Origin of the sequence: Frondihabitans sp. PAMC 28766 (genome assembly GCF_001577365.1) — a bacterium.
In the GTDB taxonomy this organism is placed as follows: domain Bacteria; phylum Actinomycetota; class Actinomycetes; order Actinomycetales; family Microbacteriaceae; genus Frondihabitans.
Window position 1 is genome coordinate 2,652,274 of the sequence record NZ_CP014513.1, and the last position, 17,406, is coordinate 2,669,679.

Sequence of the window (17,406 nt, forward strand, 5' to 3'; positions counted from 1 at the left end):
GCACCACTTCGGGGGACGTTGTCAGTGTAGTGACGCCTCAGCAAACGGTGATCGCTCGTTTCGCGAACGCTCAGCAAACCCCGACCGAAGGGGGTCGTCCTACGAGCCTGGGCCGTCAGTCCAGCTCGAGATCGGCGGGAAGGTTGGCCTCGGTGCCGGGGATGTTCAAGTCGGAGGCCTTCTTGTCGGCCATCGCCAGGAGGCGACGGATCCGCCCCGCCACGGCGTCTTTCGTCATCGGCGGGTCGGCGTGGTGGCCCAGCTCGTCGAGGCTCGCGTCGCGGTGCGCGAGGCGCAGCTCGCCCGCGTAGCGAAGGTGCTCGGGGATGTCGTCGCCGAGGATCTCCATCGCGCGGTCGACTCGGGCGCACGCGGCGACGGCGGCCTGGGCCGAGCGTCGGAGGTTGGCGTCGTCGAAGTTGACGAGACGGTTCGCGGTGGCTCGCACCTCGCGGCGCTGCCGCAGCTCCTCCCACTCGTGGACGCTCTTCACGGCGCCCATCTGCGTCAGCATGGCGCTGATGGCCTCGCCGTCGCGGATGACGACCCGGTGGACGCCCCGCACCTCGCGAGCCTTCGCAGCGATCCCGAGACGCCCTGCTGCGCCGACGAGGGCCATAGCGGCCTCGTTGCCCGGGCAGACGACCTCGAGGGCGGCAGAGCGCCCGGGGTCGGTGAGCGTGCCCTGCGCGAGGAAGGCGCCGCGCCAGATGGCAGCGAGGTCATCCCTCGATCCTGTGGTCAGGCGGTTGGGAAGGCCGCGCACGGGGCGGCGGCGGGCGTCCATCAGACCGGTCTGGCGCGCGAGGGTCTCGCCCGCCTCGTGAATGCGGACGAGGTAGTGGCTGGTGCGGCGGAGGCCGGTCGCGGCGATGACGGAGACGTCGCTGCGAGCACCGTAGAGCTCAGCCAGGTCTTTGCGCACGCGCCGCGCCACCTGCGGACTGTCGAGCTCGGCCTCGACGGCGATGCGGCCGGAGATGACGTGCAGGCCGCCTGCGAAGCGGAGCACCGTGGCGACCTCGGCCGCCCGGGTCGTCGTCTTCGACACCTCGACGCGAGCGAGTTCTTCTTTGACGTCGGCGGTCTGTGCCAAGACGGTTCCTTACGTGTTCGGGGGCGGATCGGGCGTGCGGCTGCCAGAATCGTGCGGGCGGCTACTCTCGGCCCAGGTCGCGGTGCTTCACGCTGACGGCCACACCCGGCAGGCCGCGGAGGTGAGCCGCGAGCTCGCCGACGAGGGTCACCGACCGGTGTTTGCCCCCCGTGCAGCCAATGGCGATCGTAGCGTGCCTTTTGTTTTCTCGCTGATAGCCGGCCATGACCGGCTCGAGGGCGGCGCCGAAGGCCTCGATGAACTCGCGCGCGCCGGGTTGGCCGAGCACGTACTCGGCGACGGGGGCGTCCAGGCCGTTCTGCGAGCGCAACTCGGGCACCCAGAACGGGTTGGGCAGGAAGCGCGCATCGCCGACCATGTCGGCGTCGGCGGGAATGCCGTACTTGAAGCCGAAGCTCAGCACCGTGACCTGGACGCCCGCGGTCTCGGGCCCCGAGAACTTCTCGGTGATCGACGAGGCCAACTGGTGGATGTTGAGCTCGGACGTGTCGATGATGATGTCGCTGGTCTCGCGCAGCTCTTCCATGCGGCTGCGTTCGGCCAGGATGCCGTCGAGCAGGGTGCCGCCGCCCTGGAGAGGGTGCGGGCGACGCACCTGCTCGAACCGCCGCACCAGGGCGGCGTCGGTCGCGTCGAGGAAGAGGACGCGCACCTTCGTGGGCATCGACTCCCTCAGCGCCCGGACAGCCTCCTGCGCCTCCGAGAAGAGCCGACCGCCGCGCACGTCGACCACAGCGGCGATCTTCGGCAGCGAGTCGCCGGCGCGCTCGGCGAGGTCGATGAGCGGCCGCAGCATCTGAGCGGGGAGGTTGTCGACGACGTACCAGCCGAGGTCTTCGAGGGCGTTGCCCACCGTCGACCGGCCGGCGCCGCTCATGCCCGTGACGATGAGGACGTCCTGCTGCTCGGAAGCGTCGCTCACAGGCACCGCCCTTCTCGTGGTCTCGGAGGATCGTGGTCTCGGAGGATGAACCGATCCTAGTCGGCGTGTCGCGCCCTACTCTGCGGAAAACTGCTCGGCATCGGACGGTGCCTCGCTCGTGAGCGGGTGGAGAGTGTCGATGATGCTCCGCACCAGCGTCGGGCCGATGCCCTTCACCTCGGAGACCTCGTCGGCCGTCGCCTTCTTGAGGCGCGCGACCGAGCCGAAGTGCTTGAGCAGCTCGGTGGTACGCGCCTGGCCGAGGCCCGGGATCTCGGCCAGCTGCGTTGCGATGTCGCGCTTCCGCTTCTGCCGCTGGAAGGTGATCGCGAAGCGGTGCGCCTCGTCACGGATGCGCTGGATGAGGAAGAGCGCGTCGGAGTTGCGCGGCAGGATCACGGGGAAGTCGTCATCGGGCAGCCAGATCTCCTCCAGCCGCTTGGCGATGCCGCACAGCTGGATGCCCGTCACGCCCAGATCGTCCATGGCCCGTTGGGCGGCCGCGACCTGGGGTTGCCCGCCGTCGACGATGAGCAGGTTCGGACGGTAGGCGAAGCGCTTCCGCTGCTCCCCCACCTCTTCGACCGGCGCCAGTTCGTCGTCGAGACGCGCGAGCCGTCGCGTGAGCGTCTGGTAGATCGACTCGGTGTCGTCGGTCGACGACGGGATGCTGAAGCGCCGGTACTGGTCTTTGCGGGGCAGGCCGTCTTCGAAGACGACCATCGACGCCACGATGTTCGTGCCCTGCAGGTGCGAGACGTCGTAGCACTCCATCCGCAGGGGCGCATCGGCCATGCCGAGCGCCTCCTGGATGTCGGCGAGGGCCGTCGAGCGCGTCGCGAAGTCGGCGCTGCGCTTCGTCTTGTAGAGCGTGAGCGCCTGGCCGGCATTGAGGGTCGCAGTCTGCATGAGGTTCGACTTGTCGCCGCGCTGCGGGGTGTGGAGCTGGACCCTGCCTCGCATCCTGCCGTCGGTCGCCGCGTCCGTCCGCAGATCGGTGAGCCATGTCTCGAGGGCGTCGGCGTCGTCGGGCAGGGTCGGCACGACGATCTCGCGGGGCAGTTCGGCACCTGCGGCGTACACGTCTTGGAGGGCCTGCTCGACGATGTCGCCGGTCGAGATGTCGATCTCCTTGTCGAGTACCCACGCGCGGGCGCCGCGGATTCGGCCACCGCGCACGGTGAAGAGCTGCACTGCGGCAGCGAGCTCGTCTTCGGCGACGGCGAAGAGGTCGAGGTCGACGGAGTCGCGGAGCACCACGGCGGACTTCTCGAGCACGGCTTCGAGGGCGCCGACCTGGTCGCGGTACTTCGCGGCATCTTCGTAGCGCTGCTCGGCGGCGGCCTGAGACATCAGCTTCTGCCGCTCGGCGATGACCTTACGGTCGTAGCTGCCCATGAAGCGGACGAACTCGTCGACGATCTTGCGGTGCTCCTCGATCGTCACCCTGCCCGAGCAGGGGCCGCCGCAGCGCCCGATCTGGCCGGGGAAGCACGGTTTGCCCGTCTGCATCGCCTTCTTGTAGCTCGAGTCGGAGCAGGTGCGGATCGGGAAGACCTTGATCATCAGGTCGATCGTGTCGTGCACGGCCCAGATCTTCGGGAAGGGCCCGAAGTACTTCGCCCCGCGGATACGCGTGTTGCGCGACACCATCACCCGGGGGGCCTCGTCGGCGAGGGTGATCGCCATGAACGGGTAGGTCTTGTCGTCGCGGAACTTGACGTTGAAGGGCGGATCGAACTCTTTGATCCAGGTGTATTCGAGCTGCAGCGCCTCGATGTCGGTGCCGACGACCGTCCAGTCGAGGCTGCGGGCCGTCAGCACCATGCGGCGGGTGCGCTCGTGCAGCGACGGCAGCGGGGCGAAGTAGTTGCTCAGGCGCTGCCGGAGGTTTTTGGCCTTGCCGACGTAGAGCACGCGACCGCGCTCGTCGCGCCAGCGGTACACGCCCGGCTGGGTGGGGATGTCGCCCGCTTTCGGGCGCCAGGAGACGGTGTTGCTCATGACTCCCGCTTCTACTTGGTGAGCGCGGCCGCGCGGGGCTTGCGACCCTTCGCCGGGGTCGAGCCTGCGGCCTTCGCGCCCGCCGTCTTCGCGGCGGCACCCCTCGCCGGTGCCGGTATGTCGCCGCGCGCCATGGTCAGGATTTCGGCGAGGAAGTGGCCGGTGTGGCTCTCGGGTACGGTCGCCAGGTGCTCGGGCGTGCCAACCGCGATGACCTCGCCGCCGCCTGCACCGCCTTCGGGGCCCATGTCGATCAACCAGTCGGCCGACTTGATCACGTCGAGGTTGTGCTCGATCGTGATGACGGTGTTGCCCTTCTCGACGAGACCGTTCAGCACCAGGAGGAGCTTGCGGACGTCTTCGAAGTGGAGCCCCGTGGTCGGCTCGTCGAGAACGTAGATGCTGCGGCCGTTCGAGCGTTTCTGCAGCTCGGTGGCCAGCTTGACGCGCTGCGCTTCACCGCCCGAGAGCGTCGTGGCGCTCTGGCCGAGGCGGACGTAACCGAGGCCCACGTCGACCAGTGTCGCCATGAACCGCGAGATCGACGAGATCGGTGCGAAGAACTCGGCCGCCTCGCTGATCGGCATGTCGAGCACCTCGGAGATGTTCTTACCCTTGTAGTGCACCTGCAGCGTGTCGCGGTTGTAGCGAGCGCCACCGCACACCTCGCACGCGACGTAGACGTCGGGAAGGAAGTTCATCTCGATCTTGATGGTGCCGTCGCCCGCGCAATTCTCGCAACGACCGCCCTTGACGTTGAAGCTGAACCGGCCCGGCAGGTAGCCGCGGGCCTTCGCCTCGACTGTCTCGGCGAACAGGTTGCGGATCTTGTCGAAGACACCGGTGTAGGTTGCCGGGTTCGACCGCGGGGTGCGGCCGATGGGCGCTTGATCGACGTGCACGACCTTGTCGAGGTTGTCGAGGCCCGTGATCCGGGTGTGCTTGCCCGGGATCTGGCGGGCGCCGTTCAGCTGGTTGGCGAGCACCTTGTAGAGGATGTCGTTGACGAGCGACGACTTGCCCGACCCGCTCACGCCCGTGACGGCGACGAACGCCCCGAGGGGGAAGTCGACGGTCACGTTCTTGAGGTTGTTCGCGCGGGCTCCGACGACCGAGAGCATGCGGTTCTTGTCGATCTTCCGGCGCTTCGTCGGCGTCGCTATCGAGCGGCGACCGGCCAGATAGTCGCCTGTGTACGACGACGTGTTGGCCAACAGCGCCTCGTAGCCGCCCGAGTGGACGACCTGGCCGCCGTTCACGCCGGCGCCGGGCCCGATGTCGACGATCCAGTCGGCGGTGCGGATCGTGTCTTCGTCGTGCTCGACCACGATCAGCGTGTTGCCGAGGTTCTTGAGTTTGACGAGCGTGTCGATGAGGCGGCGGTTGTCGCGCTGGTGAAGGCCGATCGACGGCTCGTCGAGGACGTACAGCACGCCGGTCAGGCCGGAACCGATCTGCGTCGCCAGGCGGATCCGCTGTGCTTCGCCGCCCGAGAGCGACCCTGCCGATCGGGCGAGCGACAGGTAGGTGAGGCCGACCTCGAGCAGGAACTCGAGACGCACGCGGATCTCGCGCAGCACCTGCGCGGCGATCCTGGCCTCGCGGTTGCTCAACTGAAGCGACTCCATGAACGAGAAGGCGTCGCTGAGGCTGAGCTCGGAGACGTCGGCGATGTTGTGGCCGTCGACGAGCACCGCCAGCACCTCGGGCTTGAGGCGCTTGCCCTTGCAGACGACGCAGGGGATCTCGCGGAGGTAGGCGGAGTAGCGCTGGCGCTGCGAGTCGCTCTCGGCCTCGGCGAACTTGCGCTCGATGTAGGGCATCACGCCCTCGAAGCCGGTCGTGTATTTCATCTCGCGGCCGAACCGGTTGCGGTAGCGCACGGTCACCTCGAAGTCGTTGCCCTCGAGCACTGCCTTCTGCACCTCGGGCGACAGGTCGCGCCACGGCGTCTTCAAGCTGAAGCCGAGGTCGCCGGCAAGGCCCTCGAGCAGCTTCTGGAAGTAGTTGTAGAGGCCCTTGCCCGAGTTCGTCCACGGCAGGATGACACCCTCGGCGAGCCCGAGTTGGTCGTCGCCCAGCAGCAGGTCGGAGTCGACCGACATCTTCGTGCCGAGGCCGGAGCATTCGGGGCAGGCGCCGAATGGCGCGTTGAACGAGAAGGTGCGGGGCTCGATCTCGGTGAGCTGCAGCGGGTGGTTGTTGGGGCACGACAGCTTTTCGGAGAACGTGCGGAATGCGCCGTCGCCCTTGTCGTCGACGAAGTTGATCGTCACCAGGCCGTCGGTCAGGCGCAGCGCCGTCTCGAGCGAGTCGGTGAGGCGCTGCAGGATGTCGTCGGAGGCCACGAGGCGGTCGACGACCACCGAGATGTCGTGCTTGACCTGCTTCTTGAGGAGGGGCGGGCTCGACAGCTGGATCTGCTCGCCGTCGACGATCGCGCGCGAGTAGCCCGACGAGGCGAGCTCTTTGAAGAGGTCGACGAATTCGCCCTTCTTCTGCGAGACGATCGGACTCAGGACCTGGTAACGGCGACCGGTCTCGAGCTCCATCAGCTGGTCGGCGACCTGCTGCACGCTCTGCTTCTGGATGGGCTCGCCGCAGACGGGGCAGTGCGCGACGCCGATGCGCGCCCAGAGCAGGCGCATGTAGTCGTAGATCTCGGTGATCGTGCCGACCGTCGACCTCGGGTTGCGGTTGGTCGACTTCTGGTCGATCGAAACCGCGGGGCTGAGGCCCTCGATGAAGTCGACGTCGGGGCGGTCGACCTGGCCGAGGAATTGCCGCGCGTACGCCGACAGTGACTCGACGTAGCGGCGCTGGCCCTCGGCGAAGATCGTGTCGAACGCGAGTGACGACTTGCCCGAGCCGCTCAGGCCGGTGAACACCACCAGCGAGTCGCGAGGGATCTCGAGGTCGACGTTCTGCAGGTTGTGAACGCGGGCCCCACGGACGCTGAGCTTCGAGACGTCACCGGGATCGGCGATGTGAGCTGTGAGCTCAGCGGGAGTGAGCTCGGCCGAGACGATCGGGTTGGCGGATGAAATCGACACTCTGTCCATTCTAAAGGAGACGGCGTTCGCGGATGAGGGGCGGCGGCGAGCCGGGCGGGCTCACTCGATGACGGGCTGCACGCGTGTCAGGCGGGCCGAAAGGTTCCAGAGGCGGGCTGCCGTCTTGCGGTTGCGGGCGTGCCTCCGGGCCCTGACGAGGGCGGGTGCACCGGTCAACTGGAACCAGCCGTCGGGCCCCCAGTATTCCCCGCCGGCGACGTCGGCGCCCACCGCAGCGTAGACGAGAGGCCGAGCGCCCTGGTCTTTGCCCTGCGACACCGTGCGCATCAGACCGACGAGCGGAGCGGGCAGCCATCGGCGCCGGACGATGCCGGGCCGGCGCTCGGTGAGGTTCTCTAGGGCGAAGCCGGGGTGCGCGACCACGCTCGACACGGACGACCCCGCGTCGCGGAGGCGCCGGTCGAGCTCGAATCCGAAAGTCATCACAGCGAGCTTCGACCGGCTGTAGGCCCGATGGCCGCTGTAGCGCTGCACCATCATCGGGTCGTCGAGGTCGAGACGGCTGAGGGTGTGGGCGATGCTGCCGAGGTGCACGATGCGCCCCGCCTCGGCCGCCGCGAGGGCCGGCAGGAGGTGCGAGACCAGGGCGAAGTGCCCGAGGTGGTTCGTGCCGAACTGCAGTTCGAAACCGTCAGCCGTGGTCTGCCGCCGGCGCGAGCCGACGACACCCGCGTTCGCGACGAGGGCGTCGACCGGCCCGTCGGCCATGATCTGGTCGGCGGCCACGCGCACGGAGGCGAGATCGGCGAGGTCCGTCACGACCACCTGGAGGTCGGCGTCGGGCACGATCGTCAGGATGCTGTCGACGGCCCGTTTCGCCCGAGACTCGTCCCGGCACGCGAGCACGACTCGAACGCCCGTCGCCGCCAACTGCTCGGCGACGAAGTAGCCGAGCCCGGCGTTGGCACCGGTCACGACCACGCGGCGCCGAGAAGCACGGTCACGGAGCGCCTTCACGTCAGCGGACATGCCCGGCGGCCTCCATGCCGCGAAGGTCTTTCTTCAACTCGGCGACCTCGTCGCGCAAGCGCCCGGCCAGCTCGAACTTGAGCTCGGCCGCGGCCTGCAGCATCTGCTCGTTCAGGTCGGCGATGATCGACTCGATCCCGCCAGCCGCGGCCGCGGCCTTGCCCTCACGGCGGAGGTTGGGCGTCGGTGCGCGCTTGGAGCCCTGGCGCCCGGCCAGTAGCTCAGCGGTGTCGGCGCCCTCGCGGGCCAGGATCTCGGTGATGTCGGCGATCTTCTTGCGCAGCGGCTGCGGGTCGATGCCGCGTTCGAGGTTGTAGGCGACCTGCTTCTCACGGCGACGATCGGTCTCGTCGAGAGCCTGCTTCATGGAGTCGGTCATCTTGTCGGCGTACATGATGACCTGCCCCGACACATTGCGAGCCGCGCGACCGATCGTCTGGATGAGGGAGGTGGACGAGCGCAGGAAGCCCTCCTTGTCGGCGTCCAGGATCGCGACGAGCGACACCTCGGGCAGGTCGAGACCCTCGCGGAGCAGGTTGATGCCGACCAGGACGTCGTAGACACCCTGCCTCAGCTCGGTCAGCAGCTCGACGCGGCGGAGGGTGTCGACGTCGGAGTGGAGATAGCGCACGCGCACGCCGGCCTCGGTGAGGAAGTCGGTGAGCTCTTCAGCCATCTTCTTGGTGAGCGTGGTGACGAGCACCCGCTCGTCGCGCTCAGTGCGCAGCGTGATCTCTTCGAGCAGGTCGTCGATCTGGCCCGCCGAGGGCTTGACGACGATCTCGGGGTCGATGAGGCCGGTCGGGCGGATGACCTGCTCGACCACGCTGTCGGTGACGCCGAGCTCGTAGCGGCCCGGGGTCGCCGAGAGATAGACTTTCTGGCCGACCCGGTTCAAGAACTCCTCCCACTTCAGCGGGCGGTTGTCGAGTGCGCTGGGGAGGCGGAACCCGTGGTCGACGAGCGTGCGCTTGCGTGACGCGTCGCCCTCGTACATCGCGCCGATCTGCGGCACGGTGACGTGCGACTCGTCGATCACGACGAGGAAGTCGTCGGGGAAGTAGTCGAGCAGGCAGTGCGGCGCCTCGCCCGGCGCGCGGCCGTCGATGTGCGCCGAGTAGTTCTCGATGCCGTTGCAGAACCCGATCTGCTCCATCATCTCGAGGTCGAACGTGGTGCGCATGCGAAGGCGCTGCGACTCGAGCAGCTTGCCCTGCTGGTCGAGCTCGTCGAGGCGCTCGGCGAGCTCTTCTTTGATGGTGCCGATGGCCCGGTGCATCACGTCGGTGCCCGCGACGTAGTGCGAACCGGGGAAGATCGAGACGGCGTCCATCGAGCGGACGACGTCGCCCGTCAGCGGGTGGAGGTAGTAGAGCGCCTCGATCTCGTCGCCGAACATCTCGATGCGCACGGCGAGCTCTTCGTACATCGGAATGATCTCGATGGTGTCGCCGCGCACACGGAAGTTGCCGCGCGAGAAGTCGATGTCGTTGCGCTGGTACTGCATCGAGACGAACCGGCGGATCAGCTGATCGCGCGGGATCTGCTCGCCGACCTGGAGGGCGATCATCGCCTCCATGTAGCCCTCCGGCGTGCCCAGACCGTAGATGCACGACACGGTCGACACCACGATCACGTCGCGCCGACTCAGCAGCGAATTGGTCGTCGAGTGGCGCAGCCGCTCGACCTCGGCGTTGATCGACGAGTCTTTCTCGATGAAGGTGTCGGTCTGGGGCACATACGCCTCGGGCTGGTAGTAGTCGTAGTACGAGACGAAGTACTCGACGGCGTTGTGAGGGAAGAGCTCGCGGAACTCGTTGGCCAGCTGTGCCGCCAGCGTCTTGTTGTGGGCCAGGACGAGGGTGGGGCGGTTGACGGCCTCCACGAGCCAGGCGGTGGTCGCAGACTTGCCGGTACCGGTCGCGCCCAGCAGCACGACATCGGTCTCACCGGCGTTGATACGGCCGGCGAGCTCAGCGATGGCGGCAGGCTGATCGCCGCTCGGCTGGTACTCGCTGACCACTTCGAAGGGGCGGACGCTGCGAGTCGGTTCCATAGAACAAGTCTACGAGCGGCCACTGACACTCGGTCGCGCCGGAGGGCGACTGCTTGTCGCTGACAGCTTAAGAGAGGGTGGCCTTCTCGGCGGCGAGACGGACGAGAGTCGAGTAGAGCGCATCCGTCTGCTTGGTCGTCGAGGCGAGGCTCGTCGACGAATCGATGATGTCGTCGGCGGCGTCCGCGCGCTCGTCATCGGTGGCCTGCGAGTCGACGCGCTTCAATGCCTCTTCCTCGCTCATGCCGCGGAGGGTGACGAGGCGACGGATGCGCATGGCAGCCGGGGCGTGCACGACGACGACGCGGTCGAACTCCGCCGAGCCCCGGGCTTCGACGAGCAGGGGTACGTCGTACACGACGACGCGCGCAGGATCTTGAGCCGTCGCCTCCTGCATACGACGCTGGCTGAGAGCGCGGACGGCGGGGTGCGTGATCTCCTCGAGATCGCGTCGCGCCTGGGCGTCGGAGAAGACGATCGCGCCGAGAGCGGGGCGGTCGAGGCTCCCGTCGGCCTGGAGGACGCCCGGGCCGAAGCGTTCGGCGATGGCTGCGAGGCCGGGGGTGCCCGGCTCGACGACTTCGCGCGCGAGCTTGTCGGCGTCGACGACGGCGGCGCCCTTCTCGGCCAGGCGGGCGGACACGATCGATTTGCCGGCCGCGATGCCACCGGTCAATCCCACAACGAACACTCGCCCACCCTACCGCGTGACCCCTGCGCGACAGGCGTCGTTCATGGTGGTCGTCGAAACGCCGAACGGCGGCCTCCCGAAGGAGACCGCCGAACGTCGGTACGTGCTTGTTACTAGTTGTTGCTCGAGAGACGCTCGCGCAGAGCAGCCAGCGACTCGTCGTCGGCCAGCGTGCCGGCACCCGAAGCGGACTCGGCCGAGAAGGACGAACCGGAGGGAACGTCGAACGCGGTGGCCTCTTCGATGAGCGAAGCGGCGACCTGCTTCTTGTGAGCCTCCCAGCGAGCCTGGGCGGCAGCGTAGTCCTGCTCCCACTTCTCGCGCTGCGACTCGAAGCCCTCGCGCCACTCGTTCGTCTCGGGGTCGAAGCCCTCGGGGTACTTGTAGTTGCCCTGGTCGTCGTACTCGGTGAGCATGCCGTAGAGCGCCGGGTCGAACTCGGTGCCCTCGGGATCGACACCCTCGTTGGCCTGCTTGAGGCTCAGCGAGATGCGGCGACGCTCGAGGTCGATGTCGATGACCTTGACGAACACCTCGTCGCCGACCGAGACAACCTGCTCGGCGAGCTCGACGTGCTTGGCGGACAGCTCGGAGATGTGCACGAGGCCCTCGATGCCGTCGGCGACGCGAACGAACGCACCGAACGGAACCAGCTTCGTGACCTTGCCGGGAGCGACCTGACCGATGGCGTGAGTCCGGGCGAACACCTGCCACGGGTCTTCCTGGGTGGCCTTGAGCGACAGCGACACGCGCTCGCGCTCGAGGTCGACCTCGAGGATCTCGACGGTGACCTCCTGGCCCACCTCGACGACCTCGGAGGCGTGCTCGATGTGCTTCCAGGAGAGCTCGGAGACGTGGACGAGACCGTCGACGCCGCCCAGGTCGACGAACGCACCGAAGTTGACGATCGACGACACGATGCCCTTGCGGACCTGGCCCTTGTGGAGGTTGTTGAGGAACGAGGTGCGGCTCTCGGACTGCGTCTGCTCGAGCAGCGCGCGACGCGAGAGGACGACGTTGTTGCGGTTCTTGTCGAGCTCGAGGATCTTCGCCTCGATCTCCTGGCCCAGGTAGGGCGTGAGGTCGCGGACGCGGCGCAACTCGATGAGCGACGCGGGCAGGAAGCCGCGGAGGCCGATGTCGACGATGAGGCCACCCTTGACGACCTCGATGACGGTACCGGTGACGACGCCGTCGGCGTCTTTGATCTTCTCGACGTCGCCCCAGGCGCGCTCGTACTGGGCGCGCTTCTTGGACAGGATCAGACGACCTTCTTTGTCCTCCTTCTGGAGAACGAGGGCCTCGACCGTGTCGCCGACGTTGACGACCTCGGTCGGGTCGACGTCGTGCTTGATCGACAGTTCGCGCGAGGGGATGACACCCTCGGTCTTGTATCCGACGTCGAGGAGGACCTCGTCGCGGTCGATCTTGACGACGGTGCCCTCGATGAGGTCGCCGTCGTTGAAGAACTTGAGAGTCTTTTCGACCGCGGCAAGGAAGTCTTCAGCAGATCCGATGTCGTTGACGGCGACCTGCTTGGGTGCCTTGGTCGTTACGATTGTCATGTAGTGGTTGCTCCAGCTGGGCATTTCTCGGGCCGCATCCCGCCGAAGCCGTGATTGACATCACGGCTCGGGATTGTGTGGGTGTGCGGCAAAGCGGATGAATCGACGCAGTTTGCGCCAAGCAATTCTAACGGCAACGCGGGGTGGCCGACAACACCTCAGTCGAGAAGCGCACGGCGCAGCGTGTCGAGGCCGACGCCGCCGATGGCCAACGCCTCGGAGTGGAAGCGCTTCACGTCGAAGGCGTCGCCCTCGCGGCGTGCCCGCTCGGCCCGCAGCTCTTCCCACACCCGCTGCCCGACCTTGTACGACGGCGCCTGGCCGGGCCAGCCGAGGTACCGGTCGACCTCGAAGCGGATGAACCCCTCGTCCATGTTGACGTTGTCGGTCATGTAGGCGAAGGCCTTGTCGTAATCCCACACTCCCCCGGCCGGCATGGACGCCGACCCGGGGAACTCCTTGCCGAGGTGCACGCCGATGTCGATCACGACTCGGGCCGCGCGCATCCGCTGGCCGTCGAGCATGCCGAGGCGGTCGCCCGGGTCGTCGAGGTGGCCGAGCTCGGCCATGAGGCGCTCGGCGTACAGCGCCCAGCCTTCGGCGTGCCCGGACGTGCCGGCGATCGACCGGCGGTAGGTATTGAGCGTCGCACGGTTGACGACGGCCTGGCCGAGCTGCAGGTGATGACCGGGCACACCTTCGTGGTAGACCGTCGTCGTCTCGCGCCACGTGGTGAACTTCGTCGTGCCGACCGGGACCGACCACCACATGCGCCCGGGGCGCACGAAGTCGTCGCTGGGAGAGGTGTAGTAGATGCCGCCGTCGTGGGTCGGCGCGATCCGGCACTCGAGGGTGCGAATCTCGGAAGGAATGTCGAACTCGTTCTCGCCGAGCTCGGCGACAGCGCGGTCGCTGAGCGTCTGCATCCACTTCTGCAACGCGTCGGCGCCGTCCAACTGCCGGGCAGGATCCTGATCGAGCACCTCGATCGCGCGGGCGACGGTCGCGCCCTTCTCGATGAGGTCGGCTGTGGCCTCCTGCTCGGCGGCCATGCGGGCGACCTCGGCCAGCCCCCACTCGTACGTCTCGTCGAGGTCGACGGTGGCGCCCAGGAAGCGGCGCGAGTGCAGGGCGTACGCCTCGCGACCGACCCCGTCGGCCTCGCCCGCGACCGGCAGGAGCTCGTCGCGGAGGAACGTCTCGAGGCGGCGGTACGCCTCCGAGGCGGCCGCGGAGCCCTCGCTGAGGCGGTCGTCGAGATCGTCGGGCACGGGCGTGCCGTCGGCGAACTTCGCGTCGGAGGTCAGCTCGGCGAAGAAGCCGTCGGGAGCCGTGTGGCGGACGCACTGCTCGGCCACGGCGCGCACCTGCCGCTTGGCCGGCACGATGCCCTCGGCGATGCCGAGCCGCAGGGTCTCGATGTAGCCGTCGAGGGCGGCGCCCAGGCGCTCGAGGCGCGATGCGATGTCGGCCCAGTCGCTCTCGGTCGCGGTCGGCATGAGGTCGAAGACGTCGCGGAGGCCCTGGGCCGGCGAGGCGATCACGTTGAGGTCGCGGAGGTGCGGGCGTTGCGCGTCGTACTCGAGATCGAGGGCGAGCGACGACTCCAGGTCGTCCTTGGTGACCTGGTCGACGGCGTCGACCGGGGCGGCGGAGCGTAGCTCGTCGAGCACAGAGCGCGCGGCCGCGATGTAGGCGTCGTGGCCGGCGGGCGACGTGTCGCCGTACTCGCCGGTGCGACCGGGCCTGCCGAGCCAGGTGGCCCACTGCGGGTCGAGGTCGACGAGCGTGTCGACCCAGCGCTCGGCGATCGCGTCGATGGCGGTCGGGTGCCGGACAGCGGGGGTGATGGTGGCGTCGGTGCTCATGCGATGAGCCTAGTGACGACCGCCGACAGGATGCCGACGGGGTTCAGACCTCGACCGTCGTGCCGTTCTGGATCGCCTCGACCACGGCTGCGACGGCGGGGTCGCCCATGAAGAGCTGGAAGGGCACGACCGGTGTGCCCGGCGCCACCACTTCGCGCGCCCGGGCCGCGAGGTTGTTCTGGGTCACGACCACATCGGCATCCTGCGGGATGTCGGCGACCGCCGAGTGGTCGACCGTCACGCCGCTTTTCTTGAGCTGCTTCTTGAGGGTTGCCGCGAGCATGATGCTCGAGCCCATGCCCGCGTCGCAGGCGACGATCAGCTTCTTGATGTCGGCTCCATTGAGGGTGGTCATTCGTGCTCCTTCGTCGGGGCGGGTGAAGACCCTCCCATAGTGCTCCGTGCGAGAGGGGTCGGCCCGAACTCGGGCTCGGCGCCCGAGTCGGCCTCAGTGGGCGGCGGCGTCCCAGCTCTCGCCGCGGCCGACGGACACGTCGAGCGGCACGCGAAGTTCTGCGGCCGACCCCATTCGTCGCCGCACGATCTCTTCGACCGCGTCGGCCTCGCCGCCGGCGACCTCGACGATGAGCTCGTCGTGCACCTGGAGGAGCACGCGGGACTGCATCTCGGCTGCGTCCACATCCTGCCTCACCCCCAGCATCGCGATCTTCATGATGTCGGCGGCCGACCCCTGGATCGGCGCGTTGAGAGCCGCCCGTTCGGCGTTCTCGCGCAGCACACGGTTCGACGAGGTGAGGTCGGCGAACGGGCGACGGCGGCCGAAGATCGTCTCGGTGTAGCCGTCCTCGCGCGCCTGCTCGACGACGGCGCGCAGGTAGTCGCGCACCGCGCCGAACCGCGAGAAGTAGTCGGTCATCAGCTGGCGGGCCTCGGCGGTCTCGATCCGCAGCTGCTTCGACAGCCCGAAGGGGCTGAGGCCGTACGCGAGGCCATACGACATCGCCTTGACCTTGGTGCGCATGATCGGCGAGACGTCGGCCGGCTCGACGCCGAAGATGCGCGCGCCGACGAAGCGATGGAGGTCTTCGCCGACGTTGAAAGCCTCGATCAGCCCGGGGTCGCCCGACAGGTGCGCCATGATGCGCATCTCGATCTGCGAGTAGTCGGCCGTCAGCAGCGTCTCGTAGTCGCGGCCGTGCTGGAAGGCGGCCCGGATCTCGTGGCCGACCTCGGTCTTGACCGGGATGTTCTGGAGGTTGGGGTCGATCGACGAGATGCGGCCGGTGGTCGTGCCCGTCTGATCGTAGGTGGTGTGGATGCGGCCCTCAGGGTCGACCGCCCTGTCGAGCGTCTCGATGATCTGCCGGAGCTTCGTCGCGTCGCGGTGTGTGAGCAGCAGGTCGAGGAAGGGGTGCGGATGCTTGTCTTGAAGGTCGGCCAGCGAACCCGCGTCCGTGGAGTAACCGGTCTTCATCGCACGGGTCTTCGGCATGTCGAGCTGCTCGAAGAGAACCTCTTGGAGCTGCTTGGGCGACCCGAGGTTGACCTCGCGGCCGATGACCTCGAACGCCTGCGCTGCGATGGCAGCAGCCGTGTCGCCGAGGCGCGCGGACAGGCCGCGGAGGGCCGGCTGGTCAGTGGCCACGCCGGTGAGCTCCATGTCGCCGAGGACGCGGACGAGCGGTAGCTCGATGTCGAGCAGCACCTTTCGAGACCCCTCGTCGAGCGCCTCCGCGAGGGCGTCAGAGACCCGCAGCGAGTACCACGCCTCGAGCGCGGGGCCGCCCGCATCGTCGCTCGGCACGAGCTGATTGGGGTCGGCCTCGGGCATGCGCTCGCCCAGGTGCTCGTAGACGAGGTCGCCGAGGGCGAACGAGGTGCGGCCAGGGCGCAGCAGCCACGCGGCGATGCGGGGATCGCCGACGAGACCGGTCAGCGTGAGACCGACCGTCTTGAGCGCCTTGTAGGCCCGCTTGGCGTCGTGGACGACCTTCGGCGAATCGGCGTCGAGCCACTCTTCGAGGGCCACGTAGTCGCCTCGCCCGGCTGCCCAAGGCACGTAGACGGAGTCGCCCGGGGCCGCGATGCCGAGACCGGTCACTCTCCCGTCGGCGCCGTATTCGACGGCGACGCCGACCGGCGCCTTGTCGGCGGCCGCGTAGGTGCGGAGCCAGTGCGCCAGCTCTTCGTCGATGAGGGTGCGCACGACCGGGGCCGTGGGGCCCGTCGGCTCGGCGGGTGCTGCCGGGGCTGCTGATGCCCCGCCGCCCTCGGCCAGCGCGGTGACGCGCTCGAGCAGGGTGCGGAACTGCAGCCGGTCGAACACTTCGCGGACGGCCGGCACGTCGATGGGCCGGCGCTCGAGGTCGGTCGGGCCGACTGGCAGCTCGACGTCGGTGACGAGGCGGTTGAGCTTGCGGTTGCGGACAGCGCGGTCGTACTGCTCGCGCAACTTGTCGCCCACGACGCCCTTGATCTCGTCGCGGTGCTCGATGATCGCGTCGAGCGAGCCGAACTGGGTGATCCACTTGACGGCGGTCTTCTCGCCGACCTTGTCGATGCCGATCAGGTTGTCGCTGGTCTCGCCGACGAGCGCGGCGATCTCGGGGTACTGCGGCGGCTCGATGCCATAGCGCTCGAACACCTTGTCGCGGTCGTAGCGGGTGAGGTCGGTGACGCCGCGGGCCGACGGGTAGAGCAGGGTGACGTCGTCGTTGACCATTTGGATCGCGTCGCGGTCGCCCGAGACGACGAAGACCTTGAAGCCTTCGGCAGAGCCGCGGCTGGCGAGCGTCGCCAGGATGTCGTCGGCCTCGAAGTCTTCTTTGGTGATCGTCGTGATGCCCATGGCATGCAGCGCCTCTTCGAGCAGGGGGATCTGCCCCACGAACTCGGGCGGCGTCTCACTGCGTGTGCCCTTGTATTCGGGGTACTCGCGCGTGCGGAAGGAGTAGCGCGAGATGTCGAACGCCACCGCGAGGTGGGTCGGCTTCTCGTTCTTGAGGAGGTTGAGCAGCATCGAGATGAAGCCGTGGATGGCATTGGTGTGCTGCCCCTCACGGTTCACGAAGCTGTCGATCGGGAGCGCGTAGAACGCCCGGAAGGCCAGAGAATGGCCGTCGATCACGAGAAGGGTAGGCTTTGCTGCGTCCGACACCCCGTCAGCCTAGCGACAGCCC

General features: G+C 68.1%; 11 protein-coding genes. All 11 read right to left on the bottom strand.

Features of this window, described 5'->3' with window-relative positions; translation table 11 throughout:
- Positions 1-115: 115 nt before the first annotated feature.
- A complete protein-coding gene (gene whiA, locus AX769_RS12785; RefSeq protein WP_066279936.1) occupies positions 116-1,096 on the bottom strand; it encodes a DNA-binding protein WhiA in 981 nt (326 codons plus the stop codon).
- A 61-nt stretch (positions 1,097-1,157) separates the two neighbouring features.
- Positions 1,158-2,039 (bottom strand): RNase adapter RapZ, encoded by an 882-nt coding sequence (rapZ, locus tag AX769_RS12790; RefSeq protein WP_066279938.1) that lies wholly within the window; start codon positions 2,037-2,039, stop codon positions 1,158-1,160.
- 75 nt (positions 2,040-2,114) lie between these two features.
- Positions 2,115-4,043 (bottom strand): excinuclease ABC subunit UvrC, encoded by a 1,929-nt coding sequence (uvrC, locus tag AX769_RS12795; protein ID WP_066279944.1) that lies wholly within the window; start codon positions 4,041-4,043, stop codon positions 2,115-2,117.
- A gap of 11 nt (positions 4,044-4,054) precedes the next feature.
- A complete protein-coding gene (gene uvrA, locus AX769_RS12800) occupies positions 4,055-7,105 on the bottom strand; it encodes an excinuclease ABC subunit UvrA (protein ID WP_082763796.1) in 3,051 nt (1,016 codons plus the stop codon).
- 51 nt (positions 7,106-7,156) lie between these two features.
- The gene (locus tag AX769_RS12805; protein ID WP_066279946.1) at positions 7,157-8,086 is read right to left on the bottom strand and encodes an SDR family NAD(P)-dependent oxidoreductase; all 930 of its coding nucleotides are present in this window, start codon (positions 8,084-8,086) and stop codon (positions 7,157-7,159) included.
- Entirely contained in the window at positions 8,076-10,142 is a 2,067-nt protein-coding gene (gene uvrB, locus AX769_RS12810; protein ID WP_066279948.1) for an excinuclease ABC subunit UvrB, read from the bottom strand. Before uvrB ends, AX769_RS12805 begins: the two co-directional genes overlap by 11 nt.
- Positions 10,143-10,209: 67 nt before the next feature.
- Positions 10,210-10,833: a dephospho-CoA kinase gene (coaE, locus tag AX769_RS12815; protein ID WP_066279950.1), complete on the bottom strand. Its 624-nt coding sequence runs from the start codon at positions 10,831-10,833 to the stop codon at positions 10,210-10,212.
- 113 nt (positions 10,834-10,946) lie between these two features.
- Complete coding sequence (gene rpsA / locus AX769_RS12820; RefSeq protein WP_066283647.1) at positions 10,947-12,398, bottom strand: 30S ribosomal protein S1; 1,452 nt, start codon at positions 12,396-12,398, stop codon at positions 10,947-10,949.
- 158 nt (positions 12,399-12,556) lie between these two features.
- Positions 12,557-14,266, bottom strand: a complete 1,710-nt coding sequence (locus AX769_RS12825; protein WP_082763797.1) for a DUF885 domain-containing protein — start codon at positions 14,264-14,266, stop codon at positions 12,557-12,559.
- 43 nt (positions 14,267-14,309) lie between these two features.
- The gene (locus AX769_RS12830; protein ID WP_066279952.1) at positions 14,310-14,621 is read right to left on the bottom strand and encodes a PTS lactose transporter subunit IIB; all 312 of its coding nucleotides are present in this window, start codon (positions 14,619-14,621) and stop codon (positions 14,310-14,312) included.
- Between the two features lie 93 nt (positions 14,622-14,714).
- A complete protein-coding gene (polA, locus tag AX769_RS12835; protein WP_066279954.1) occupies positions 14,715-17,384 on the bottom strand; it encodes a DNA polymerase I in 2,670 nt (889 codons plus the stop codon).
- Between the last annotated feature and the right edge of the window lie 22 nt (positions 17,385-17,406).